The sequence below is a fragment of the Rhizobium sp. CF122 genome (assembly GCF_000282035.1).
Lineage (GTDB): Bacteria > Pseudomonadota > Alphaproteobacteria > Rhizobiales > Rhizobiaceae > Rhizobium.
In genome coordinates, this window is the sequence record NZ_AKKA01000095.1 from 130,343 (window position 1) to 154,637 (window position 24,295).

Genomic DNA, 24,295 nt, shown 5'->3' on the forward strand with positions numbered 1-24,295 from the left:
TAGTTCTCCTCTTTGATGCGGGAACTGCCCCGCTTATGGTTAGGCTGCCTTTCGGCCCGGAGCCGGCAGCGGCGAATAGGTGATGTCCGGATAGCCGAAGGCCGCGGGACCGACGACCTCAAGCGCGCGGGCGCTGCGCAGCAGCTCGTGGCAGGGAATGGCGACGACGGCGACGCGCTGGCCGTAGCGCAGCATTTCGGTTGTGATCGGATAGCCGGTATCGACATCGAGCAGCACGATCAGATCCGGCACACAGACCTCGATCGCGCCATCGCGGCGGAAAACCAGGAATTCGTTCTGGATCGCCACGTTCGCCGTCTGGCCGGCGCAATCGTCGAAGCCCGCGAGCTCCATATCGCCGACGACGAAGCCGCCGCGCAGATGGCGCTTCAGGTCGGTGATCTTGCCGTTGAATACCCGCCGTCCACCTTCCAGCGCGCAGACGGCGGCAATCGGATCTTCCTGCGCCTTGCGGGCACGGATCACCGCTTCGCCCAGCGCGATCGCCTTGGTAAAGCTCTTTGGAATACCGTACTGATGGACGTAACGGGCCTGCATCGGCGCCGTCGCCAGCATGGCGGCGCCACCCTGCGCGACCACGCAGGCGCGGGCCATGCGCTCATGCCAGACTTCCGATACGGCATGGCTGAAGATCACCGCATTGCCATGCAGGTCGCACATCACCGAAGGCGTCGAGCTGTGACCATAGATCGAGAAGGTCGTCATCTGCATTTCGGGGAATGCCCGGCCCATGCCGTCGCAATCGAGGATGGCAAGACCGCCGAGCGCCGCCGTCACAAGCGGGTTCATCGCATTCGCGCCGCCGATCTCCTCGCAGACGATCGCGTCGATCGGCGTGCGGATGAGTTCTTCCATGGCGCGCAGGCAGCGCAGTCCCTCGCGCCCCTCGCGGATGCGCTCGACGCCGACCACCGGTGCGCCGATACCGCCAATGGACATGCACAGCGCGTCCGCTTCGATGGCGTCCGTCGCCAGAACCTTCATCTCGTAACCGGCCTTCATCGCCTCCAGAGCCAGGAGCTTGCCCTGATAGGGATTGCCGCCGCCGCCGGTGCCTAGAATACCCGCTCCGATTTCCAAAGCATCGAGATCCTCGGGCGTCAGCCAGCGCAGAGCGGCATCATCATATTTCTGCTTGCGCGTCTCAGGCATGATGGCCTCCCATTTCAGCGACGACTTTGACGTGGATGCGCGTGGCGTTGCCTGGCAGATAGGCAAGAGGCGTGTCCTCGCGCTCGATAACTTCTAGGGTTTCCGCGAGAGCGCCGGCAGCGATCGCTTTTTCGCGAGCCTCCGCTTCGGCCTCCGCAAGTGCGCTCTCGCGGGTGCGGCCATCGACCAGTGAGAAGACGCGATCTGTTTCACCGCTGATCTGGGCGATGGCGGCGCCGACCGCGTTTGCGACGGCAAAATTCTCGGGAAGGATCACCTCCAGATCACCGATACGGTCGGGCATGAGAATTGAACCGCCGCCAACAGCGATGACCGGCACGGGCGCCGAGGAAATTCGACTGCGCTCGACACAGGCTTCCAGCATGGCGTTGATCTTTGCCACGGCTGTATCGACCAGACCCTTATCGAGATTGGCAACCAAGGCGCTGTCACCGACTTCGGCCTTGCCGGCGGCAACCGCGATGTCAGTGGCGGTCAGTGTCGATCCGCCGAAGCAGAGCGCCTCCTTGCGCACGCGATAGCCGACCGACTTCGGTCCGATGGCAATGCCCGCTTCACTCCTGACAACGAGCGAACCGCCACCGAGGCCGATCGAAAAGACATCGGGCATGCGGAAATTGGTGCGAACCCCGCCGATATCGACGGTCGTGGAAGCCTGGCGCGGGAAGCCGTGCGAGAGAGCCCCGACATCCGAGGTCGTGCCGCCGACATCGACGACGACGGCGTCCTTGAGCCCGGTCAGAAACGCGGCGCCGCGCATGGAATTGGTCGGGCCGGAGGCAAAGGTCAGCACCGGAAAGGCGCGCACGACATCGGCGGCCATCAGCGTACCGTCGTTCTGCGTGATGTAGAACGGGCATGGGATACCGGCCGCCGCCAGCGCCTTGCCGAAGGCTGCAACGGTGCGCTCCGCCAGCGACAGCAGGCTCGCATTCATGATCGCCGCACTTTCCCGCGCCAGCAGGCCGTGACGGCCGATGTCCTTCGACATCACCACAGGCAGGCCGGGGCAATGCTGCTGCAGGATTTCCTTGGCCCGCACCTCCATGTCATCGTTGATGCCGCTGAAGACGCAGGTCACGGCGGCAGCCTTTAAACCCTTTGCACGGATTTCACCTGCGATGCGCACGATGGCGTCTTCATCGAGCGGTGAAAGCTCCCGCCCGTCGAACTCGTAGCCGCCCTTGACCTGATAACCGTGATTGCCGACGATCTCGCGCAGATCGTCGGGCCAATCGACCATCGGCGGCAGACCGGCGCCCGACGGCAGGCTCAGGCGGATGGCCGCAACCTCGTCCATGTGGCGGCGCTCGATGACCGCATTGGTGAAATGCGTCGTGCCGATCATGACGGCAGCAATACGGGCCCGATCGATGCCCGAGGCATCGATGACCTTCTCCAGCGCCTCGATCACGCCCGAAGTCACATCTTCGGTCGTCGGGGCCTTGACCCCAGCAAGAACGGTCTTTCCCTCCAGAACGACGGCATCCGTATTGGTGCCGCCGACGTCAATTCCAACGCGATACACGTCAGGCTCCTCTTCGATCAGTCTGTGGTTTTGACGAGGAAGCGCATGCGCTCTTCCTCGGTCACGGTGGGCTTCAGGCGCTCTTCCTCGTCGGTGACGACGGGAATGGCGGCTATCAGCGCGCGTGTGTAGGGGTGATTGGGTGCGGCAAAGACCGCCGGCGTCGGCCCTTCCTCGACGATCTCGCCTCGCAGCATGATGGCGATGCGCGAGCAGAAATTGCGCATCAGCGACAGGTCGTGCGAGATCATCAGGTAGGTGAGCCCGAGCTCCTCGCGCAGTTGCAGCAGCAGTTCGATGACGGTCTTCTGCACCGACACGTCAAGCGCTGCGGTCGGCTCGTCGAGGATCAGGATCTTCGGCTCTGCCGCCAGCGCTCGGGCGATCGCCACGCGCTGCTTCTGGCCGCCCGAAAGCTCATGCGGATATTTCGCCAAATAGGATTGCGGCAGGCGCACGAGGTCCATGAGCTGCTTCATCCGCGCCTCGCGGGCCGGGCCACCCATGCCTATGGATTTCAGGGGCAACGCCAGGGTTTGCTGGACATTGCGCTTCGGATTGAGCGACGTGCCGGGGTTCTGATAGACGATCTGCGTCAGCCGCCTACCACGCCCTGGTGCCGGCGCGTCGATGGTGACGCCGCCCGAGGTCGGACGTGACAGGTCCATGATGATGCGTGCAACGGAGGTCTTGCCCGAGCCGGACTCGCCGGCCAATCCGAAGATTTCGCCCTGACGCAACGTCAGGTTCACGTCGCGAACAGCATGGAAGCCTGGTTTCCGGCCATAGATCTTGTTCAGGCCCTCGGCCTTGACGATAGGCGCGCGGTCGCTCTGCGGCAGATCGGTCACGCGCTCGCCGTAAAGCGGCGGCACGGCATCGAGGAGCGCTTTCGTGTAGGGCTGATGCGGGGCGGTGAGTATCTCGCGGCAAGGTCCCGCCTCGACGATATCGCCGTGATGCATGACCACCACCCGGTCAGCAACTTTGCGCACGACACCGAGATTGTGGGTGATCATAAGAAGAGCCATGTTCTCCTCGATCACCAGCTGGTTGATCAGATTGAGAATCTCATCCTGGGTCGTCACGTCGAGCGCCGTACCTGGCTCGTCGGCGATCAAGAGCTTGGGCTGGTGCAGCAACGCAAGCCCGATCAGGACGCGCTGACGCATGCCGCCCGACAGTTCGGATGGATAGGCGTTCATAACCCGCTCGGCATCGGCGAGCTGCACGCGACGCAAGACGGCGGCGATCCGCGTGCGACGCTCGGCCTTCGACGAACGGATGCCATCGCGCTTGTCGGCAAAACGCATGACATCGTCGAGATGCGTGCCGATCTTGAAGACCGGATTGAAGGAGGAAAGCGGGTCCTGCATGATCAGGGAAAAGGCCGTGCCTTTCAGTGCCTCGCGTTCCCTTCGCTGCATTTTCAGGACATCACGACCCGCGACAGAGATGGTGCCTGAACTGATGGTGGCGTTTCTTGGCAAGGTGCCGATGATTGCCTTTGCTGTCACGGACTTGCCCGACCCCGTCTCGCCAATCAGAGCGACGCGCTCCCCGGCAGCGACGGTGAGGGAAATGTCACGGAGCACCTGCCGGGTGCGGCCGTAGGTCGTGAACGAGACGTTCAGAGCCTCGATCCTGAGAAGCGGCTCGCTCATCGCTTAGCTCTCCACATCAAACATGTCCCGCAAGCCGTCGCCCAAGAGATTGAAACCGAGCGTCACGTAGAAGACCGCAGCACCGGGGCACACGACCTCCCACCAGTAATCGGGCATGAACTGGCGACCGTCGGCAACCATGGAGCCGAGATCCGGAATGGGTGGCTTCACACCGAAGCCGAGGAAGCTGAGCGTGGCGCCGAACAGGATGACGAAGGCCGCATCCAGCGTTGTCTTGACGGAGATGACCGCCACGCAATTCGGCAGGATTTCGCGAAAGAGGATGTGCATCGGCCCGGCGCCGGCAAGGCGGGCCGCCTCGATATAATCTTCCGACGCGATGGACTTGGAAACGGAGTAGATCAGCCGTGCATGCCATGTCCACCAAAGCAGCGTGATGGCGATCATCGCGTTCATCAGGTTCGGCTCGAGCAGGTTCGACACGGCAAGCGCCATGACCAGCGGCGGCATTGCCAGCATGACATTCGTCAGACCCGTGATAAGCTTCTCGACCCAGCCGCCAAAATAACCTGCGACCAGGCCGAGCACGGTGCCGATCGGTACCGAAATGCCGAGGACGCCGATGACCAGCAGCAGCGAAACGCGCATGCCGAAGACAGTGCGGGAAAAGATATCCCGACCGACTTTGTCGGTTCCGAACCAATGGGTGGCATCCGGCGACACATGCCGAGCACGGAAATCGACCACGGCGCCGACATGTTTCGGATAGGGAGTAAGCCACGGTGCGAACACAGCCAGCACGAAGACCGAAATCAGAATCAGCGTGCCGATCACCGCGGCCGGATTGCGGCTGAAGCGATACCACATCATGTAACCGGTGCTCAGCGCGCGATCGGACGCATCGAGCATCTTCATATCAGCCATCAGCGTGCCTCCTTGCGGCGTTGGCGCGGGTCGATCATCGAGATCAGGACATCCACCACCAGGTTCGCAACGATGAAAAACAGGCCGGCAACCAGCACCACCGCGGTCACGGCATTGAGGTCCTTTTGCAGGATGGCGTTCAGCCCGTAGGAGGCGAAGCCGCCCCAAGCGAACACCATCTCGATGACGAAGGCATTGCCGATAAGCGATGCGAATTCGAGGCCCATGATCGTCAACGGCGCGATCGACGACAGTTTGAGAAGGTAGCGGAAAATGATGACCCGCTCCGGCACCCCGAAACTCTGCAGCGTCAGAACGTGATCCTTGCGCTGGTTCTCCAGCATGGAGGAACGAGTGATGCGGGTAATCTGGCCGATGCCGGCCATGGCCAGCGCGAAGGCCGGGAGCACGAGATGCTGAAGCGCGTCGACGAACACATCCAGACGTCCAGCCACCAGGCCGTCGATCAATAGAAATCCGGTCGGTCCGGGCTGAAAGCTCAGAGAATGATCGAGCCGGCCGATGATTGGCCAATTCGGCAGACAGCGTGCGGCAAGCAATTGCAGGCTTATCGCAAATAGGAAACTCGGAATGGTCACACCGGTCAAGGACAGGATGCGGCCGATATGATCCAGCGCACGATCCCTAAAATGTGCGGTGATGACACCGAGCGGAATGGCCACCACAAACATGAAGATGACTGAGACGAGCACCAATTCCACGGTGGCGGGCACCGTCTGCTCCAGATCGGTCGTGACGGGACGTTGCGAGACCAGCGACATGCCCAGATCGCCTTGCAGCGCCTTGCCGACATAGTCGACGTATTGAACCAGAAGCGGCTTATCCAACCCCATCTGCACGCGTAGCGCATCGACCTGCTCCTGCGTTGCCGCAGGGCCGAGAGCCATGCGTGCGGGGTCTCCCGGTACGACGCGCGCCAGCGCGAAAATCATGATGGAAAGCGCGATCATGACCAGAACGAAGGTGCCAAGCCGCGTCAGGATCGCGACCAACGGATGTTGCTGCATCGACGAGAATTTCCTTGTTCGTCAGCTAACTGACAAACAACAATCCTCATCTGTGGACGATGGACAACTGCCTGGAGGTATAGTTTTTAAGCCTTATGGTATAGGTTATTCTTCAATACGCGCTTACAAACCCCGCATGCACAGATTGATTGCCCGACCCCATCTTTGCCATCGCATCGCGACGAAACACGCCGGCGTCATCTTCCTGCGTGCCCCCGCGGGAGCCGGAAAGAGCACAGTCCTGTCCATGGCTGCAAAGGCGATGGGCAAGGAGGTTTGCAACCTGCAACAACCGCGCATGAGCGACGTGAGGGATGGATGGCTCTTATGGGACGTACCGGTTTCCGCTCGATCGGTTCGTCTTTCCGCTCAGCTCATGGAGACCGTCGAAGTTCTGGTCATCGCCTGCCGCCCCGATCAGCGCATCAGCGGGCTGGCGCGGCTCATCCTGCATCGAGGTTCGGTGACGCTCGACGCCGGCGACCTGACATTTTCCGTAGAGGAATTGGGGGAACTGCCAGTTGAAGAAGCCAACCGCTTGATCAGGGATTATGCCGGCTGGCCGGTTTTCCTGCCGCTGACACGCCAAAAGGACCCTCGCCTATCCATCGACTATCTGCGCGAGAATTTCCTTGGCCACCTTTCGCCGGGACAGACCGCGCTGCTTTCCATCTGGCTCGAAACGCGATCTCCTGTCACGGTCGAGGAGTGGACGGGTCTTTTACCACGCCTGGTCGAGGCGCCGGACGAACACCAGGAACTGCTGACACTCCTGACAGACGCCGTCAGCGAACGCCTGGCAACCTTCGAAACCACCGTTGCCGTGATCGAGGTAGCCTCCGCTTTCGAGCAGGCGGGACGAGCGCTTGCCGCCATGTCGCTGCTCCTCGATCATGGGCACGAGGCCCATGCGGCGCAGATTCTGGAGCGCGCCCGAGGTCTGGAGCTGATCTATCGAAACAGCCTCGGGACCTTTCGCGATATCATCATGCGCTTTTCCCACGAGATGATTGCGACCAATGAAGTCGTGCTTTTTGCCATGGCACGCACACTCCTGAAGCTCGGAGAATTGCAGCGCGTGCGCCACCTCGTCGGCAAACATCTGGGTTCGGACTATCTCGATCCGCTGAAAGTCCTGCTGCGCGGATCGCGCTTTTCCTTCGCAGCACGAACATTCCGGCTCAACCTCATGATTTCCGAGGACCTGATGCCGACCGACGCCATGATCACCCGCCTCGGCGAATTCATGGCGGATTATCCGATGGGCGATTACGGAAAGTGGGCAGCATACTATAATGCGCTGCTGGAATTCGAGATTCGCCGCAGGAACTTCCGTGAAGCGGAAGCCGCCGCGGCCCGCGCCTTGATCTATCTCGGCCATATGGGCGGCCAGCCGCTGCTGGAATTCTTCATCCACCTTCATCAAACGGTGCTTCGACTGATGAGCGGCGATGTTCTTTTCGCGCGTCGTGCCGCTCAGGAAGCACGGCAGAAACTGGAACAGGTGCCGCATGCAGCAGAGGCGGAATTCCGGATGCTGCGGCTCGCCGAAGCCTGTATCTCCTACGAGGCCGGCCGGCCCCGCGATCTCCTCCAATTCGTTCAGAACGAATTCGATGATTTTGCCGCCGCGGAAATCTGGCCGAGCCTGATGCAGTTCGCTCTTCACTATGCATCACAGGTGCTGGCCGATCACTTTCCGATGGTGATCAGGCCCGGCTTTCTCGACGGGCTCTGGATCCATCTGTCAGAGGGCCTGCAGTTTCACGCCATGATGGAGATCCGCACCGCCGTCGCCTACCAGAATGCCAATCGCTGGAGCGATGCCGCGACAACGCTTTCCGCCATCCGCATGCGGATCGGCCGCAACTGGGTCGAAAGCGCCAACGAGGAACTGACACGCCTGAGCCGCCGGGACGAAATTTCCTATGCCATGGCATGGCTGCGCGATTCCGTGCGCCTCTCGACGCCGCGGCCCTATCTGTCGCGCCAGATCGATGCGCTGATCGCTAACCCGAAAGTCACCAACCGCGAGAAAGTCGCCCTGCAGCTGTGGCAAAGCTATGGCGCCTATCAGCGCCGAGACAATGCGGCGACGCGCGCACATCTTCTATCGGCGCTTGAAGGCGCAACGCGCCTCGGCTGCAACGGCGTGCTCTCCGAGGAGCGGATTTTCCTTTCGCCGCTTCTCAAGAACCAGCGCATTCGCAGCTTCATCGAAACCTCGTCCGATGTCCGCACCGCGCTTTCGCTCTTTGCAAGCTCCGTGAACTCGCCTCAAGCGAAAGCTCTCCAAGGTGGTCTCTCGCAGCGCGAGGTTCAGATGATTCAGCTGATCGCAAGCGGCATGTCGAACAAGCACATTGCTCATACTCTCAATGTCTCCGAGGTGACCGTAAAATTTCACCTCGGAAATCTGTTTCGCAAGCTTGGCTGTCATCGCCGCGCAGAAGCAATCCGGGCGGCAACCGCTCTCGGCTGGCTTTGAGAGCCGAAGGAACAGGTTCGACGTTTATGATGAATGCCCTTCGGCCGAAGCGCTATCGGCGCAACTGCGTAAGTTCATCGGCAAACGCCTTGTCGGGGATTAAGCGAACAACGTGACATCGCCCGGACACATTCACGTCGCGGAATTTGTCTGCCTGGGTATCCATCTCGTCGTAGACCATGCGCATATCGCTTGTCAGCAGATCGGCAGCTTCGTCCTTATTGCCAGCCAGCGACAAGGCGACCAGTTTGTCATGAAGCAACATATAGCTCGAGAGTTTTTCCTTGAATTTTCCGTAGGCTTCCCGCTCTTCCGGCACAGAGATCAGGCCTTCGTAGCGCTTCATCCGCTGCTGAAGCTTGGTTAGGTCGGCATTGATGGCATCCTGGGCGCGCTGCATACCGGCTACGGTGCGATTGACGATGTGCCGGTTCTCGGATCCCCGGAGATTTGCGAGGGCTGTGTTGATCTTGTTGGTGATGTCGACGCTCGGAACCCAGTTGGTCGCGAGCGTTTCGACATCATCATAAATGCCGCCTATGGATTTGAGCGCGAGCAGGCCTTGTCCGGCACATCACAGTTCCGGGCCACTTCCGTCGCTCGAAACAGTCAATTTCCGCGATCGACACAAAGAGATTTCCGCTCTCGGCGTCCTAATTATTAGAACGATAAATTCCTGAGCGATTTATAACTTTCTCTCGACAAAAATTTGCATTTGAATTCAAAGCACTATGGCTGCGGCGCTCGTTGGCACCTCAATGCGAAGCTCATTCTGCCCAATTTTCAATCACGTACAAAATTTCAGCAAAACTCTTGCAAAACGCGGCTTCTGCGTGAGACAAAGATCTCGCGAGTAGAAGCGGTCTGAACCTTGGTTCTGGACATTGCTCGACGGGTAAATCTGTCGAGGGGATGTCCAAATGCAAGGGAAAATCAGTGATCTCGCCCCGAAGTTCGCCGAGATCGACACCGGATCCGACCAGCTTCGCACGCATCGCTGCTTTGCATGCCTGAGAAGCAAGCGCCCCGAAAAACGCGATTGCGCAATTGCCGGGCTCGTCGCGGATGGCTTCGATCCGGAGCGCGTCGCCAATCACTATCAGTCCTTAAAAATCGAACACTAATTGCGAAAGGTCGACTCATGTCCCGCACCAAGCTTCCCTTCTATGCACTTGCCGCAATCCTTTCTGCCGGCGCCGCCTCCGCCGCCGACAAGGTGATCTTTCAGCTCGATTGGCTGCCGGGTGGCGACAAGGCGCCGATCTACGTCTGTATCCAGGAAGGTTTCTGTTCGGACGCCGGCCTTGAGGTGGAGATCGCCTCCGGTCGCGGCTCGACCGACGCCATATCGCGCCTTGCCTCCGCGTCCTCCGACATCGGTATTTCCGATATCGGCGCCCTGATGGCCGCCCGCGCCAATGAGGGCGTGAAGGTGACCGCCGTCATGTCGCTGTTCAACAAGGGGCCGCATGCCTTCTACGTCGCCAAGGGCGGTTCGATCGCAAGCGTCGCTGACGTCAAGGGCAAGACGATCGCGACGTCGCCCTTCACATCGTCGAATGTCTACCTGCCGCTGGTGCTCAAGGATGCCGGCATCGATATGGCGGATATCAAGCTCATCAAGGCCGATCCCGGCGCACTCGGCCCGATGCTGATGACCGGCAATGCCGATGGCATCATCGCCTGGATGACCGACCTGACGCGCTACAGCAACCAAGGCAAGGAAGCTGGCAAGGAGATCGTTGCCCTGCCATGGTCGGCAGCCGGGCTCGACCTCTATTCCGCATCCCTCATCGCCAGCGACGATTTCCTCGCCAAGCGTCCGCAGGTCGCCGCCCGCTTTATCGCCGCCTATAAGAAATCCGTCGAATTCGCCAAGGAGAATCCGGAGAAGGCTGCCGCCGCTGTCACCACCATCGTACCGGAACTCGGCTCGGAAGACGTCCAGGGTTCGCTCAAGGACACGCTGCCGTTGATCTTCAACGACGTGACGGAGAAGGACGGCCTCGGCGCCTTCGAAGCCGCCCGTCTCGCCGAAACCTGGCGCCGTGTCTCTGAAGCGCAGGACATCGATCCGGCCAAGCTCGATCCGGAAACCATGGTCAACCGCACCTTCGCGGTAACGGAGTAACCGCCATGGCGATGCCCGCTATCCGCTTCGACAGGCTGGGACAAGTTTTCGAAACCCGGTCCGGGCGCACGGAAGCCCTGCGCGACGTCAGCTTCGATGTGGCCCGGCATGAGTTTGTCTCGATCCTCGGCCCTTCGGGCTGCGGGAAATCGACCCTGCTGCGCACGATCGCCGGCCTGTTGAAGCCGACATCCGGCTCGGTAGACGTCTTCGGTCTGCCGGTGACGGCCCCGCGTGACGAGATCGGGATCGTCTTCCAGAAGCCGACGCTGCTTCCCTGGGCGACTGTCGAAGACAATGTCGTATTTCCCGCCCGCCACAAGACCGGCCGGGTAACGGCAGAGGAGCGCGGGCGAGCGGGTGAATTGCTGAGCATGGTCGGGCTTGCCGGCTTCGAGAAACGCCTGCCGGACGAACTGTCCGGCGGCATGCAACAGCGTGTCGGCATCGCCCGCGCGCTGCTCATGGATCCGGATATCCTGCTGATGGACGAACCCTTTTCGGCGCTGGATGCCCTGACGCGCGAGGTGATGGGCTTCGATCTGCTCCGCATCTTTTCCGAACGCCCGAAGACCGTGGTCTTCATCACCCACTCCGTCAGCGAGGCGGCCCTTCTGTCCGACCGCGTTTTGGTGATGACCGGACGTCCGGGCTCGATCCTGACCGAAGTCACCGTTCCCGTCGGCCGGCCACGCGGCCCTGAAACTGCAAAGGACAAGGCGATCCATGACCTCTCCGATTACCTCCGCGATCTGCTCCTCACCCGTCATGCGGCGTGAGGCCATGCAGAGCCGTACGCCGGTCGCGCTCCTCAAGCAGGTGCTGGCGTTGCCGGGCATTGCGACCGCCGCGGCCCTGATCGGCATGGTGCTGCTATGGGAAGCGGCGGCGCGGCTCCTGTCGATCCCGACCTATCTGCTGCCGCCGCCAAGCGCGATCCTCGGCTCGTTCTCCTCCATCGGCTTCGAGCGCTGGATGGGTCACATCGCCGCGACGTTGCGGGTGGCGCTGATCGGTTATGCGATGTCCATCGTTATCGCCATTCCGCTCGCGGTGGTCATGATGCGCTCGCCATTCCTGTCGCGAACGCTCTATCCGCTGCTCGTCGTAGTGCAGTCGACGCCGGTGGTGGCGATTGCGCCGATCATGATCGTCGTGCTCGGGGCTGGCGATGCGCCACGTATCGTTATCACCTGTCTCATCACCTTCTTTCCGCTCGTCGTCTCGACCGCAACGGGCCTTGCGGCAACCCCGCCGGAGCTGATCGAGCTGTCGCGAAGCCTGCGCGCCTCGGGCTTCCGCGAGATCACCCAGATACGCTTGCCGTTTGCGGTGCCCTACATCTTCTCGGCGCTGAAAATCTCGATCACGCTAGCCGTCATCGGCGCCGTGGTTGCGGAGTTCTGCGCATCCGAAGCCGGCGTCGGCTATTTCATCCAGCTGTCGACCTCCCTGTTCAAGCTGCCACAGGCCTGGGCCGGCTTGCTGCTGCTCGCCGCCATGTCCCTCTTGCTATTTCAGGCCGTGGCCCTGACGCAGAAGCTCCTCTTTCCCTGGAGCCTGCCGAAAAACGGCTGAACCCATCCGGAGTAGAAGCAGTCGGGCCCTGCCCGGACATTGCTCCTCAACCGCCGGTTCGCCGGCATTCACGTAAGGAGAATAGTATGAATATCCAGACAGACACCCTCGCGGAACTCGCCAAGGAAGCGACCATCGGCGGCATGGGCACGACCGTTGACCGGGAAATCCCCGTCATCGACCTTTCTGACTTCGACAACCGCAAGCACGAGATCGCCGCTGCACTCTGGCAGGCCTCGGTCGATATCGGTTTCTTCCAGGTCTACAATCACGGCATCGCCCAGGACGATATTGACGCGGCTTTCGACACGGCCTGGACATTCTTCGAACTGCCGGTGGAGGTTAAGGCGAAAACCCCGATGCCGAAGGGCATCAATGCCGGCTGGGAATTCAGGGCGCAGGTCCGCCCCTCCACCGGTACGCCGGATAACAAGGAGAGCTTCCAGCTCACCCGGCCGGACATGATCCGCCTCAACTTGTGGCCGAGCGAAGACGATCTTCCGGGCTTCCGGGAAAAGATGCTCCGCTTCGAGCGACAGAACTGGGAACTCGGCATGCGCATCCTCTCCTGCTTCGCGCTGAAGATGGGCTTTGCCGAGGATTTCTTCACCAGGGCGCATGACCCGTCTTCGGACCAATATCAATCGACGCTGCGCCTCATCCACTACATGTCGATGGAAGGCGCCAAGCCGGAAGACTTCACGTCGTGGCGTGCGGGCGCGCATTCGGACTTCGATTGCTTGACCATCCTTCACCAGAAGGAGGGCGAAGGCGGGCTCCAGGTGTGCCCGGGCAAGGATGCAGCCCTGAAGGAATGGACGGATGTTCCGCCGCGCAAGGGCTACATCACCTGCAACATCGGCGACATGCTGATGCGCTGGTCGGACGACCAGTTGCAGTCGACGCTGCACCGGGTGCGTATGCCGCGCGAGAATGAGTACATGGGCCGCCGACTGTCCCTGCCCTTCTTCTGCCAGGCAAACCGCGATGCCGTCATTGAGGGTCCGCTCGGCAAATACGAGGCGATCACCGCCGGCGAATACCTGACCCGGCGCATCAACGCCAATTTCGCCAAGAAGTGACGTTGAAGATGGTCCGTTGCGGTGACATCGTGGAACAGTCAATCCGACTCCCGTCAGGCAACGGACCCATCATGCTTCATGGACGCGCGCTGCGTTATATAGACGAGGTGGCCCGACAGGGCTCCATCCGCAAGGCGGCAAAGACATTGCATGTCGCCGCCTCTGCGGTGAACCGCTATATCCTGGAGCTTGAGGAAGAGCTGCAGGCACCCATTTTCGAGCGCCTACCGCGCGGCCTGAAACTCACGAGTTCCGGCGAGATCCTCATCCAGCACATTCGCGAGACACTTCAGGCGCATCAGCGGATGCGGGCGCAGATCCAGTCCCTCAAGGGGCTCAATCGCGGCGAGGTGGTGCTGGCGACCATGGCAACGCTCGCTGCGGGTCGGATTGCCGAAATCGTTGCCGCTTACCGAGAAGAACATCCGCAGGTCAGCCTGCGCATCATGGTCGGCGACCGGACGACTGTTGCGGAGATGGTTGCACTCGGCCAGGCCGATATCGCCATTGCCTACAACCTGCCGGACGATACCCGGCTGCAACGCGCCGCCGAATTCCGCCATGCGCTGGGAGCCGTCGTGGCGCCCGCCCATCCCCTCGCAAACCGCAGGACCGTGCGCATGTCCGATTGCCTGCTCTATCCGCTGGTTCTGGCGGATCGATCGCTGTCGCTGCGCGAGGTCGTCGAGGCGACTGCCCCGGCGCGTGCCACCCTTGTTCCCGTCGTCGAGACCAATTCGATGGAACTGATGAAGCGCCTTGCCCGGACAACGCCTCACATCACCTTCCTCAACCGGCTCGATGTTGACCGCGAAATGGCCACAGGCGAACTGGTCTTCATCCCGCTGACGGGAACAGGGTCGCTACAAAGGCTCAATATCCTCCATCGCGCCCGCGGCTCGCTTTCGCCCGCCGGCAGCCATTTCATGCAATTCGCGCAGGAGCGTCTGCACGCCTCGTTTGACGAGAACTGACCGCTCGGCAACCCATCCAATCGAGACCCACCATGAACGATCTTTCGCTGTTTCCCAGCTTTGCCGCCCGTCTGGCGAGACCGGAGCGTATTCGTCTTACAAAGGCGCGCGTTCCGGTCTCGCTGCTTGCAGATGACGTGCCTGGTGGTGCGGAGGTGGACCGGGACGGTTCCGCCCTCGTCGATATTCTGGTCGAGAACGGCAGGATCGCCGCGATAACGCCGGCCCTTGCCGATGGTGGCGAAGATGCAGTCGCGCTCGACGGCCGTCATGTCTGGCCGCTTCTGATCGACGCGCACGCCCATCTCGACAAGGGCCACACCATGGGACGAGCGCCCGATTCCGGCGGCACGCATCCCGGCGCGCGCGCCGCGACGACGGCGGACCGGCTTGCCCACTGGAATGCCGACGACCTCCTGCGACGGATGGAATTCGGTCTTGCAACGGCCGACGCCCATGGCGTGGCCGCTATCCGCACACATCTCGACAGCCACGAGGGGCAGGCGGAAATCACCTGGAGCGCGTTTGCCGAAATGCGCGAACGTTGGAAGGGCTGCATCACCTTGCAGGCTGCCGGCCTCGTGCCGCTCGATGCCTATCGCGACGACTATGGCGCCCGCCTTGCCGATATCGTTGCCGTCCACGGCGGCTTGCTCGGCGGCGTCACCCGCGCCTCCGGGGGCACCCATGGGTCGGGCCTCGACGATATCGACCTGCTGCTCGACCGGCTGTTTGCGCTGGCGAAGGAACGGAAACTGGATGTCGATCTGCATGTCGACGAGGCGGCACAGGCGGATGCACTACCGCATGTGGCGCGCGCCGCCATCCGCCACGGTTACGAGGGGCGCGTGACCTGCGGCCACTGCTGTTCGCTTTCGCTTCTGAGCGAGGACGAATTGCGCGAGAGGATCTCGCTGATCGCCGATGCCGGCCTTTCGATCATCACGCTGCCAACCGTCAACATGTATCTCCAGGATCGCGAAGCTGGCCGCACCCCGCGCTGGCGCGGGGTCACGCCCATGCAGGAACTGCGCGCGGCCGGCATTCCGGTCGCGGCCGCAGGTGACAATTGCCGCGACCCGTTCTACGCCTATGGCGATCACGACATGCTCGACACCTGGCGGCAATCGGTGCGCATCCTGCATCTCGACCACCCCTACGCGGATGCGACCGCGCTTGCCGGCCCGACACCGGCCGGCATCATGGGCATCGACGCCGGCACCATCGGCATCGGTCGTTCGGCTGACCTGATGATCCTGGAAGCCTGGAGCCTCGACCAGGTCATCGCTCGCCCGCACTCGGACCGAGTCATCCTCCGCCGCGGCGTCTTCGCCAACAGAGCATTGCCGTCCTACAGCATGCTCTCTGATTTCCAGTTGGCCTGACCTGAACCTTCGCTCGGCCATCGAAGAACAGATGAGCCTTTCTGGACGTGCCACCGGCAGCGCAATCGTCGACGCTGCGACACACCGCCGTTACACCGGGCTCGCGCATAGGCAATCTCGCCAGGAGATCTTTGAGAAGCTCCGCGCCTTACGCGATGCGGATCTGTCCTACACCGAGATTGCTCGACATCGGTGTAACGGGTTCAGTCGATCCATCCACCGCCACCCGGCAGTCGGGCGATGCGCTCGTCGAGGCGGGTGAGCGCCGCGGTGGCGTCGATCACCGGCCGCAACAGGCTCTGCATAGGCAAGTTGATCAGATCGTAACGCATTGAAATTATGGCAAATACGCCATTAACCAGAAGTGATGTGGGAATTGCTTCCGCTGCTCATGACGATTGTGGGTTGAGCTTATAACCATCGATAAGTACCGCTTATCGGTGGTGATGCGGTGTTGGCGTCTCGGCAAATGTAGATCACCGCTGCGATTGGAAAGCTGCGTCCAGGTTTAGCCGGTCAAAGCCTCCGCTCTCGCGCTTGCCAATAGAGCGATGATCGGCCTCGCTCGCCCCATCCGCACGATACCTCGTCACAGATTTGGCAGTGCCTATTCGAGTTCAATCTTGGCGTCGCGCACGACAGGGGTCCACTTGGCGATCTCCGCCTTTACATGTGCGCCGAGCTGCTCCGGCGTCGAACCCACGACAACGGCACTGAATTCGGCCATTTTCTTGCTAACGCCTGGATCGGCGAGCGCCTTGTTGGCCGCCAGGTTCAGACGAGCAACGACGTCTGCCGGGGTGCCGGCGGGAGCAAACAGCGCGTTCCAGGTATAGGTTTCGTAGCCCGGAACGGTCTCGGCAACCGTCGGCACATCGGGGAAGGACGGTGCGCGCTGCTTGGTGGTGACTGCAAGTGCCCGCAGCGTGCCGCTCTTGATGTGACCGGACGACGACGGCAGGTTGTCGAACATGATCGGGACCTGATTGCCAAGAACATCGTTCAAGGCCGGGCCCGAGCCCTTATAGGGGATATGTTCCATGTCCACCCCGGCCATTGCCTTGAAGAGCTCTCCGGAAAGATGCAGCGGCGTGCCGTTGCCGGACGAGGCATAGCTGTAAGTGCCCGGATTGGCCTTGAGGAGTGCCACCAGTTCGGGAAGTGTTTTGACCGGCAGTGCGGGATTGACGACGAGAACGTTGGGAACCAGAACCAATAGCGAGATTGGCGCGAAATCCTTTTCGGGGTCGTAGGGGGTCGACTTCAGGATCAACGGATTGAGCGCATGCGTCGCAACCGTCCCCATCAGGATCGTATAACCGTCCGGATCGGCCCGTGCGACATTGCCGGCGCCAAGATTGCCGCCGGCACCAGCCACATTCTGCACGATCACCTGCTGGCCGAGATCTTCGGACATCTTCTGCGCGAGAATGCGGGCAACGACGTCGGTCGATCCGCCGGCCGCAAATGGCACGACCATCGTAACCTGCCGATCAGGAAAATCCGCCGCAAGCGATGGTGATCCCGCCACCAGCGTCGCTGCCAAAGAAAGGCCTGCAGCAAGCGTGCCTCGACGCGTCAGGGCCAGTTTCGTCATCCTATTTCCTCCTCGTTTGCAGTCTTCGATGCAATGGTCCGGTTTGCTCAGTCTTCTTCCTGGAAGACCTCCTCGCGCTTGGCTTTTACTGACGGCAAGAACACGACCAGCAGGACAGCGAGCGCAATCAGCAGCAGGATGGCACTGATTGGACGCGTCACGAATGTCATCGGATCGCCGCGGGAAAGGATCATGGCGCGCCTCAGGTTTTCTTCGAGAAGCGGCCCCAGCACGAAGCCAAGAAGCAACGGTGCCGGCTCGCAGCGCAGCTTGACCAGCAGGTAGCCCGCCAGCCCGAAAAAGGCGACGGCGTAGAGGTCGTAAACGTTGGAATTGACGCTGTAGACCCCGATAGAACAGAAGGCCATGATGATCGGAAAAAGCACGTAGTAGGGAATAGTCAGCAATTTCACCCAAAGGCCGATCAGCGGCAGATTGAGGACAACCAGCATCAGGTTGCCGATCCACATCGAGGCGATGATCCCCCAGAATAGCGCCGGCTGCTCGATCGCCACGTTCGGACCTGGCACAATCCCCTGAATGATCATGGCGCCCACCATCAGCGCCATCACCGGATTTGCCGGGATTCCCAGCGTCAACAGCGGAATGAACGAGGTCTGGGCGCCGGCATTGTTAGCCGATTCTGGCCCCGCAACACCGGCAATCGCCCCGTGACCGAACTCCTCCGGGCGGTCGGAGATGCGCTTTTCCACCGTATAGGAAGCAAAGGCGGCAAGGATGGCACCGCCACCCGGCAGGATGCCAAGTGCCGACCCGATTGCCGTGCCGCGCAGCACCGGTGCGATCATCCGCTTGAAGTCCTCGCGCGTCGGCCACAGATCGCTGACCTTGGCCATCAATACCGTGCGGGTCTTCTCGCCCTCCAGATTGCGCAGGATCTCGGCGACACCGAACACGCCAACGGCAACCGCAACGAAATTCAGCCCGTCGGCATATTCACGAATGCCGAGGGTAAAGCGCGGCGTTCCCGTGTAGATATCCGTACCGACCAATCCGAGCAGCAGGCCAAGCGCCACCATGGCGAGCGCCTTGACGATCGAGCCATGCGCAAGGGCAACCGAGGACACCAGCCCGACGATCATTAGCGAGAAGTATTCGGCAGCACCGAATTTAAGCGCAAGCGCGGTCAGGGGGATTGCGAAGATCGCCACAAGAAAGGTCGAGACGGTGCCGGCAAAGAACGAGCCGAGTGCTGCAATCGACAGTGCCGCCCCTGCTCTGCCGCGACGGGCCATCTGATAGCCGTCGATGGCAGTCACCGCCGAGGAGGATTCGCCCGGCATGTTGATGAGGATGGCCGTGGTCGAGCCGCCGTACTGGGCGCCGTAGTAGATGCCGGCAAGCATGATCAGCGAGGAAACCGGCTCGAGCTGGAACGTGATTGGCAACAGCATCGCGATGGTCGCGGTCGCCCCGATCCCCGGCAGGACGCCGATCAAGGTGCCAAGCAGCACGCCGATCAGGCAGAACAGAAGGTTCTCGGGCGAGGCAGCGGTGCTGAAGCCGAGGGCGAGATTACTGACGAGATCCATCGACGCCTCCTAGAACCGGACCCAAGGGCCGAAGCGCTCGAATGGCAAGCCAAGCGCGTAGCTGAAGACGGCGACCGAGAAGAGGGTTATTGCGGCTGCAAGTATGATCGCCAGCGGCACCTTCATCCGCGAGGAAGCGAAAGCCGCGATAAGTGCCACGACAAACAGCGAAGGCACGAAACCGAGACCGCGCACCGTCAATCCAAAGACAATGGGTGCTGGCAGGATAAAGGCCATTCCGCGCAGCGCGATCGGGCCAAGGGGCTCGCCCTGGACTCGTGTCGCCTGGATCAGCACGATCAGGCCGAGACATGTCAGGACGACAGCAAGCAGCAGCGGAAAATAGCCCGGGCCCATGCGAAGCGCGGTGCCGAGTTCAAGGTTCAGACATTGATAAATGAAGAAACAGCCGAGCCCGATGAAGAGCGCGCCACAAAGGGCGTTGGTGCTGTCGAATGTCAATGATTTCATATCTCCCCCTGTGGCGATGCCGTTGTGTTCCCACTGTCACCGCATGCAAAATCCAGACGTTGCCGCACGAACGGCAAGGGCAGCCAGGTGCCGCCGCGACAGCGCCGCCCGAAACGCATTCCGGGCGGCAACCGACAGTGCCTAGTCGGCGTACTGGCCCGCCGCCTCGATCACCGGCTTCCAGCGGGCAATCTCGGTTTCGAGCTTGGCCTTAAGGGCCGCCGGTGTCGCGTCAGCTTCCGACGACGGCTCGGTCCCGAGTTCGGCAAAGCGGGCAACGACGTTTTGATCCTTGAGCGCAACCTGCAGCGATTTCGACAACCGCGCGGTCACATCCGCCGGCGTGCCTTTTGGCGCATAGATCCCGTGCCAGATACCGACCTGGAAATCGGCAAGACCGCCTTCGACGGCAGTCGGCACATCCGGCAGCACCTTCAGGCGCGCGGGCGAGGTGACGGCGTATGCCTTGATCGTGCCGCCCTTGATCTGCTTGGTCGTGTTGGTGGTCTGATCGCACATGATGTCGACCTGGCCGCCGAGCAGGTCGGTCATGGCGGGGCCAGTGCCCTTGTAAGGAACCGTGGTCAACGGCGTTTGGATCGCGCTCATCAGCATCATGCCACACAGGTGGGAAGCTGCGCCAATGCCGGCATTGGCAACGGTCACGCTATCCTTGTTGGCCTTGATGTATTCGACGAGGCCCTTGAGGTCGGTCGGCTCGAAATCCTTGCGTGCAACGATGGTCATCGGCACATCAGTCACGAGACCGACATATTCGAAGGAGTTCAAGGTGTCATAGGCAAGCTTGCGGTAAAGCGTGGCGCTTGTCGCCATGCCGATATGATGCAACAGCACCGTGTAGCCGTCCGGGTCTGCCTGCGCGACGCGGCCTGCGCCAAGCGTGCCACCGGCCCCGCCGACATTTTCGACAATGATCTGTTGGCCGAGATCCTTCGACATCGACTCGGCCACGAGACGGGCGACCGTATCCGTCGGGCCGCCGGCGGCGAACGGAACGACCATCGTGATGGTCCGTTCCGGATAGGTTTGAGCGATTGCGGACGCGGACATGAGCGAAACGGCGGCAACGGCCGTCATGCCCAGCAAGGCATTCAATATTTTCATTTCATCCTCCCAGTAACCCGCCGGAGCGGCTCCCCCCGCCCCAGTCATCAACTGTTACTGTGGTGCGCTCAATGCGCCCGACAACCGCGCGAGGTGCTGCTTGTCGCATTTTCCTGCATCATATAGCACAAGATGGGTGGGAAAGGGGACAAACGCGCGGAATCATGGGTGGATTTCCACCCATCACGCTTCGAGCTCGTCATCCCCCGCCCCTCCTTTCTCAAGCCCGTATTTCTGCATCTTCTCATAGAGCGTCTTTCGCGACACGCCGAGCATCTCGTACACCGGACGCAAGCTTCCACCGTGGGCGGCAAGCGCGCTGGCAATGAGGCCGCGCTCATAGGCGGCAACCCTGTCGGCGAGCTTTTGGTTTTGCAAAGCCGCGTCCTCAGGCTGTAGGTCGAGACCGAGAACCAGTCGGTCGGCGGCGTTGCGCAATTCGCGCACGTTGCCCGGCCAGCTTCGCGAGCCAATCTTGCCGATCGTCTCCGGCCGTACCTCCATGTCGCTGCGCCCGTAGCGGGCCGCCGCCTCTCGAACCAGTTGGAGAAACAACAGCGGAATATCGGCCTGTCGCTGCGCAAGCGAGGGCACGTGAATCGTCGCGACATTGAGACGGTAAAGGAGGTCAGGGCGAAAACGCCCGCGCGCCACTTCTGTCTCCAGATCGACTTTGCTCGTGGCAATGAAGCGCACGTCGAGCGATACCGGTTCGTTGGAGCCCAAACGGGTAATAATGCGCTCCTGCAGGACACGCAGGAATTTCGCCTGAAGATCGAACGGCATCGAACCGATCTCGTCGAGCAGGATCGTGCCGCCACGGCCATGCTCGAACTTGCCATATCGCGGTCGAAGGGCGCCGGGAAAAGCGCCGGCTTCATGTCCGAACAATTCACTTTCGATCAGGGTCTCGGGCAGTGCGGCGCAATTGATCGCGATGAACGGCCTGTCGGCCCGGGCACTGGTGTCATGCAGCGCACGGGCGACGACTTCCTTGCCGACACCGGTCTCACCGATGATCAGTGTGTCGGCATCCGTTGCCGCAATGGCTCGCAGCCGATAGCGCAGGTCCACCATTGCCTGCGTGCGTCCCGGCAGACGAGCCTCGATGTCGTCGCGTTTGCCGGCCACGGCACGCAACCGCCTGTTCTCGAGAACCAGGCTGCGCCGATCCAGCGCCCGTCGGATGATGCCAACAAGGTGCTGGGCCGCGAATGGCTTTTCGACAAAGTCATAGACCCCGGCATGCATTGCGCTGACTGCGAGCTGCACGTCCGCATGTCCCGTCACCAGGATGACCGGTATCTCGGAATCCATCTCGCGTATGCGCTGCAAGAGCGTCATGCCATCCATGCCGGGCATCCGGATATCGCTGATCACCACGCCGTCGAAGCCATATCCGACACGTTCCAACACCGGTTCTGCATTGGCGAAGGTGACCACGTCCAGCCCAAACAGGCTGAGTGCCTGGGCAGAAGAGCGACGCATCTCCTCCTCATCGTCTATCAGAAGTATCCGGCTGCCACTCATTACTCAGCCGCCTCGCTGATTGCCGGCGCAGCATCAAGCACGATCCGGAATTCGGCGCCGCCGTCCTGTGCATTGACAACTGAAAGGCTACCGCCGAAATCCTTGATGATGTTGTAGGAGATCGACAAGCCCAGCCCGAGGCCGCGGCCAACGCCCTTCGTGCTGAAGAACGGATCGAAGATCCGATCGGCAATCGATGGGGGAACACCTGGCCCGTGGTCGCGGACAGTCAGAACCACCTTGGCCCCGTCGCGAACGGCCACGATATGGATCCGCCTGTCCTCAAAACCTTCGATCGCATCAGCAGCATTGGTGATGATGTTGACAAGAACCTGCTGCAGGCGCACCGAGCCTGCCTGCACGGCGGCAGACGGTTCGCTAAGATCGATGTCGAGCGTCGCGTCCGCCACTTTCAGGCGTGCAGAAACGATTTCAAGTGTATCGGCCATTACGGCCGCAAGCGAAACTGGACCTATCTTTTCGTTCGGCTTGCGCGCGAAATTGCGCAGGTGCCGGCTGATCGACGCCATCCGATCGATCAGAGCGGAGATGCGAGACAGGTTGTCACGGGCCTCATCGACGCGATTGCGCGCAATCAGCATCGCGGCACTGTCCACATAGGTCTTGGCGGCAGCAAGCGGCTGGTTGAGTTCATGCGACAATGCCGCTGACATTTGCCCGAGGCCGGCAAGCTTTCCTGCCTGAATGAGATCGGCCTGCGTCTGGCGGAGCTTGCGTTCTGTCAGACGTCGCTCGCCGATTTCCTCTTCGATGCGTTGATTGACACGCGCCAGATCAGCGGTTCGCTCCTCGACACGCTGCTCCAGCTCACTGCGAGCATCAATCTGCATGCGCATTCTCTCTTGCCCGCGTGCGCGACGCTGCAGCACGATCGCGACGACCAGCCCAAACAGGCCGATGGAAAGCAGGACCGCAATGAGCATTGTCCGTGCCTGTGCATGCACGGAACTTGTGTCCATCAGGACACTGACGGTCCAGTCTGCGTCATTCATGTAGTGAGACAGCGTCAGATATTCCCTGGCGGCGCCGTCGTCGGCAATCGTGATCAGGCGATGACCACCCACGCGCTGCTCGCCAATCGGAAGCGGCTTTAAGACGGCTTCGGCATAGCGACGCGATGCCTGGGTGCGTTCAAGGCGCTCCTCTGTCAGTGGCAGCATGCCGGAATACAGCCACTCCGGGCTGCCGGTCATGAAAATAATGCCCTCCGGATCGGACACGAATATCTTGTACTCGCCGCCCTTCCACGAAGCCTCGATCGAATCGATGTCGACCTTGAAGACGATAACGCCGCGTATGGTGTCATTCACCCGGATTGGCGAGGCGAAGTAATAGCCTCGCTTCAGCGACGTGGTGCCGAGCGCGTAGAACCGCGCCTGACTGCCTTTTGCAGCATCCTGGAAGTAGGGCCGGTAGCTGAAATTCTCCCCCACGAAGCTCGTCGGGCCATCATGATTGCTTGCAGCGATGGTATCGCCGTTCATCCTCATCACATAGATGTCGGATGATTCAAGCAGGCTGTTGATCTCTTTCAGATAGGCGTTCGCTTTGTCGCGCAGAGCCTGATTATCGGGATCACTCACGAGTTGCTTGATATCGTGGTGATCGGCGATCAGCTCCGGGAGCGGTTCGTATCGGCTCAGATGCCCTGCAAGTGCCGAGACGGCAAGGCGCAAGGCGGAGCTGGCCTGCGATGAGGCCTCATCCATATAGCTTCGCGTCGCGAATTCTCTGCCGGGAAAGATGGCAGCATAGCAAACGGCCAATAACAGGCAGAGTCCCACAAGGACACGAAATCGCTGCGTCACGAACCTGGGCTCCTCCCTTCCCTCGCCGCGGCCACTGCGACCGTCAGGCAAGTCTAGAGTTCAAAGCCGCAGTTTCCAAGAGTGCACGTTAACACCAGTTCGCTTGGACGCTGCACACTTGAAACAAGTGGCGGACAGAACTTCCTGGCGGATGCAATGTCCGTCTGCATAAGATCGTCGATGAAGCGCTGGGCTTTCACGAACCAGATGGCGAACCCAAAAGCGACACCACCTTGATCGCAGTCATCTCGCT

The 24,295-nt window shown here is 61.1% G+C and carries 21 protein-coding genes and 1 pseudogene; 9 read left to right on the forward strand and 13 right to left on the reverse strand.

Features of this window, described 5'->3' with window-relative positions; genetic code table 11:
- Nucleotides 1-39 precede the first annotated feature (39 nt).
- The 5 genes from PMI09_RS24570 to PMI09_RS24590 are packed head-to-tail and all read right to left on the reverse strand — an operon-like array spanning nt 40 to nt 6,299.
- Nucleotides 40-1,173, reverse strand: coding sequence for a DUF917 domain-containing protein (locus tag PMI09_RS24570; protein WP_007800801.1), 1,134 nt, complete (start codon nt 1,171-1,173; stop codon nt 40-42).
- The gene (locus PMI09_RS24575; RefSeq protein WP_007800804.1) at nt 1,166-2,722 is read right to left on the reverse strand and encodes a hydantoinase/oxoprolinase N-terminal domain-containing protein; all 1,557 of its coding nucleotides are present in this window, start codon (nt 2,720-2,722) and stop codon (nt 1,166-1,168) included. Before PMI09_RS24575 ends, PMI09_RS24570 begins: the two co-directional genes overlap by 8 nt.
- Before the next feature lie 17 nt (nt 2,723-2,739).
- A complete protein-coding gene (locus PMI09_RS24580) occupies nt 2,740-4,386 on the reverse strand; it encodes an ATP-binding cassette domain-containing protein (protein WP_007800806.1) in 1,647 nt (548 codons plus the stop codon).
- 3 nt (nt 4,387-4,389) lie between these two features.
- The gene (locus tag PMI09_RS24585) at nt 4,390-5,271 is read right to left on the reverse strand and encodes an ABC transporter permease (RefSeq protein WP_007800809.1); all 882 of its coding nucleotides are present in this window, start codon (nt 5,269-5,271) and stop codon (nt 4,390-4,392) included.
- Complete coding sequence (locus PMI09_RS24590; RefSeq protein WP_007800811.1) at nt 5,271-6,299, reverse strand: ABC transporter permease; 1,029 nt, start codon at nt 6,297-6,299, stop codon at nt 5,271-5,273. Before PMI09_RS24590 ends, PMI09_RS24585 begins: the two co-directional genes overlap by 1 nt.
- Before the next feature lie 136 nt (nt 6,300-6,435).
- Between PMI09_RS24590 and PMI09_RS24595 the strand changes: the two genes are divergently transcribed.
- A complete protein-coding gene (locus tag PMI09_RS24595) occupies nt 6,436-8,787 on the forward strand; it encodes a helix-turn-helix transcriptional regulator (RefSeq protein ID WP_007800813.1) in 2,352 nt (783 codons plus the stop codon).
- Nucleotides 8,788-8,839: 52 nt separating this feature from the next.
- Here PMI09_RS24595 and PMI09_RS24600 read toward each other — a convergent pair whose 3' ends face one another.
- The gene (locus tag PMI09_RS24600; protein WP_081499109.1) at nt 8,840-9,346 is read right to left on the reverse strand and encodes an MCP four helix bundle domain-containing protein; all 507 of its coding nucleotides are present in this window, start codon (nt 9,344-9,346) and stop codon (nt 8,840-8,842) included.
- A 361-nt stretch (nt 9,347-9,707) separates the two neighbouring features.
- Between PMI09_RS24600 and PMI09_RS24605 the strand changes: the two genes are divergently transcribed.
- From PMI09_RS24605 to PMI09_RS30675, 8 genes and pseudogenes are all read left to right on the forward strand, one after another.
- A complete protein-coding gene (locus PMI09_RS24605) occupies nt 9,708-9,911 on the forward strand; it encodes a hypothetical protein (protein ID WP_007800818.1) in 204 nt (67 codons plus the stop codon).
- A 17-nt stretch (nt 9,912-9,928) separates the two neighbouring features.
- Nucleotides 9,929-10,918, forward strand: coding sequence for an ABC transporter substrate-binding protein (locus tag PMI09_RS24610; RefSeq protein WP_007800820.1), 990 nt, complete (start codon nt 9,929-9,931; stop codon nt 10,916-10,918).
- A 5-nt stretch (nt 10,919-10,923) separates the two neighbouring features.
- Nucleotides 10,924-11,697, forward strand: coding sequence for an ABC transporter ATP-binding protein (locus PMI09_RS24615; protein WP_007800822.1), 774 nt, complete (start codon nt 10,924-10,926; stop codon nt 11,695-11,697).
- 4 nt (nt 11,698-11,701) lie between these two features.
- Nucleotides 11,702-12,496 (forward strand): ABC transporter permease subunit, encoded by a 795-nt coding sequence (locus tag PMI09_RS24620; RefSeq protein ID WP_037083992.1) that lies wholly within the window; start codon nt 11,702-11,704, stop codon nt 12,494-12,496.
- Between the two features lie 86 nt (nt 12,497-12,582).
- Nucleotides 12,583-13,578 carry an isopenicillin N synthase family dioxygenase gene (locus PMI09_RS24625; RefSeq protein ID WP_007800826.1) on the forward strand — a complete coding sequence of 332 codons (996 nt, stop codon included), beginning with the start codon at nt 12,583-12,585 and terminating at the stop codon, nt 13,576-13,578.
- Nucleotides 13,579-13,580: 2 nt separating this feature from the next.
- Complete coding sequence (locus PMI09_RS24630) at nt 13,581-14,552, forward strand: LysR substrate-binding domain-containing protein (protein ID WP_081499110.1); 972 nt, start codon at nt 13,581-13,583, stop codon at nt 14,550-14,552.
- Nucleotides 14,553-14,584: 32 nt separating this feature from the next.
- The gene (locus PMI09_RS24635) at nt 14,585-15,937 is read left to right on the forward strand and encodes a cytosine deaminase (protein ID WP_007800830.1); all 1,353 of its coding nucleotides are present in this window, start codon (nt 14,585-14,587) and stop codon (nt 15,935-15,937) included.
- Between the two features lie 4 nt (nt 15,938-15,941).
- Nucleotides 15,942-16,148: pseudogene (locus PMI09_RS30675) on the forward strand (ISL3 family transposase); the annotation flags it as partial.
- On the opposite strand, the gene PMI09_RS32570 reads toward PMI09_RS30675, so the two are convergent.
- The 7 genes from PMI09_RS32570 to PMI09_RS24665 form a co-directional block, all read right to left on the reverse strand.
- Nucleotides 16,141-16,269 carry a hypothetical protein gene (locus PMI09_RS32570; RefSeq protein ID WP_274533086.1) on the reverse strand — a complete coding sequence of 43 codons (129 nt, stop codon included), beginning with the start codon at nt 16,267-16,269 and terminating at the stop codon, nt 16,141-16,143. The pseudogene PMI09_RS30675 and the gene PMI09_RS32570 overlap by 8 nt on opposite strands.
- Before the next feature lie 275 nt (nt 16,270-16,544).
- A complete protein-coding gene (locus PMI09_RS24640) occupies nt 16,545-17,534 on the reverse strand; it encodes a Bug family tripartite tricarboxylate transporter substrate binding protein (protein ID WP_007800832.1) in 990 nt (329 codons plus the stop codon).
- A gap of 47 nt (nt 17,535-17,581) precedes the next feature.
- Nucleotides 17,582-19,087, reverse strand: coding sequence for a tripartite tricarboxylate transporter permease (locus tag PMI09_RS24645; protein WP_007800835.1), 1,506 nt, complete (start codon nt 19,085-19,087; stop codon nt 17,582-17,584).
- 9 nt (nt 19,088-19,096) lie between these two features.
- On the reverse strand, nt 19,097-19,558 hold the full coding sequence (locus PMI09_RS24650) for a tripartite tricarboxylate transporter TctB family protein (RefSeq protein ID WP_007800836.1): 462 nt from the start codon (nt 19,556-19,558) through the stop codon (nt 19,097-19,099).
- A 141-nt stretch (nt 19,559-19,699) separates the two neighbouring features.
- On the reverse strand, nt 19,700-20,683 hold the full coding sequence (locus PMI09_RS24655) for a tripartite tricarboxylate transporter substrate-binding protein (RefSeq protein WP_007800838.1): 984 nt from the start codon (nt 20,681-20,683) through the stop codon (nt 19,700-19,702).
- Between the two features lie 183 nt (nt 20,684-20,866).
- Nucleotides 20,867-22,213, reverse strand: coding sequence for a sigma-54-dependent transcriptional regulator (locus tag PMI09_RS24660; protein WP_007800840.1), 1,347 nt, complete (start codon nt 22,211-22,213; stop codon nt 20,867-20,869).
- A complete protein-coding gene (locus PMI09_RS24665) occupies nt 22,213-24,042 on the reverse strand; it encodes a sensor histidine kinase (RefSeq protein WP_007800842.1) in 1,830 nt (609 codons plus the stop codon). Before PMI09_RS24665 ends, PMI09_RS24660 begins: the two co-directional genes overlap by 1 nt.
- Nucleotides 24,043-24,295 lie beyond the last annotated feature (253 nt).

Bases quoted from the DNA above. Each gene is read 5' to 3' on its own strand.
- PMI09_RS24595 (WP_007800813.1), top strand. From the start codon at position 6,436: ATGCACAGATTGATTGCCCGACCCCATCTTTGCCATCGCATCGCGACG.
- PMI09_RS24570 (WP_007800801.1), bottom strand. From the start codon at position 1,173: ATGCCTGAGACGCGCAAGCAGAAATATGATGATGCCGCTCTGCGCTGG.
- PMI09_RS24655 (WP_007800838.1), bottom strand. From the start codon at position 20,683: ATGAAAATATTGAATGCCTTGCTGGGCATGACGGCCGTTGCCGCCGTT.
- PMI09_RS24605 (WP_007800818.1), top strand. From the start codon at position 9,708: ATGCAAGGGAAAATCAGTGATCTCGCCCCGAAGTTCGCCGAGATCGAC.
- PMI09_RS24650 (WP_007800836.1), bottom strand. From the start codon at position 19,558: ATGAAATCATTGACATTCGACAGCACCAACGCCCTTTGTGGCGCGCTC.
- PMI09_RS24640 (WP_007800832.1), bottom strand. From the start codon at position 17,534: ATGACGAAACTGGCCCTGACGCGTCGAGGCACGCTTGCTGCAGGCCTT.
- PMI09_RS24590 (WP_007800811.1), bottom strand. From the start codon at position 6,299: ATGCAGCAACATCCGTTGGTCGCGATCCTGACGCGGCTTGGCACCTTC.
- PMI09_RS24645 (WP_007800835.1), bottom strand. From the start codon at position 19,087: ATGGATCTCGTCAGTAATCTCGCCCTCGGCTTCAGCACCGCTGCCTCG.
- PMI09_RS24660 (WP_007800840.1), bottom strand. From the start codon at position 22,213: ATGAGTGGCAGCCGGATACTTCTGATAGACGATGAGGAGGAGATGCGT.
- PMI09_RS32570 (WP_274533086.1), bottom strand. From the start codon at position 16,269: ATGCGTTACGATCTGATCAACTTGCCTATGCAGAGCCTGTTGCGGCCG.
- PMI09_RS24620 (WP_037083992.1), top strand. From the start codon at position 11,702: ATGCAGAGCCGTACGCCGGTCGCGCTCCTCAAGCAGGTGCTGGCGTTG.
- PMI09_RS24615 (WP_007800822.1), top strand. From the start codon at position 10,924: ATGGCGATGCCCGCTATCCGCTTCGACAGGCTGGGACAAGTTTTCGAA.
- PMI09_RS24580 (WP_007800806.1), bottom strand. From the start codon at position 4,386: ATGAGCGAGCCGCTTCTCAGGATCGAGGCTCTGAACGTCTCGTTCACG.
- PMI09_RS24585 (WP_007800809.1), bottom strand. From the start codon at position 5,271: ATGGCTGATATGAAGATGCTCGATGCGTCCGATCGCGCGCTGAGCACC.
- PMI09_RS24625 (WP_007800826.1), top strand. From the start codon at position 12,583: ATGAATATCCAGACAGACACCCTCGCGGAACTCGCCAAGGAAGCGACC.
- PMI09_RS24635 (WP_007800830.1), top strand. From the start codon at position 14,585: ATGAACGATCTTTCGCTGTTTCCCAGCTTTGCCGCCCGTCTGGCGAGA.
- PMI09_RS24610 (WP_007800820.1), top strand. From the start codon at position 9,929: ATGTCCCGCACCAAGCTTCCCTTCTATGCACTTGCCGCAATCCTTTCT.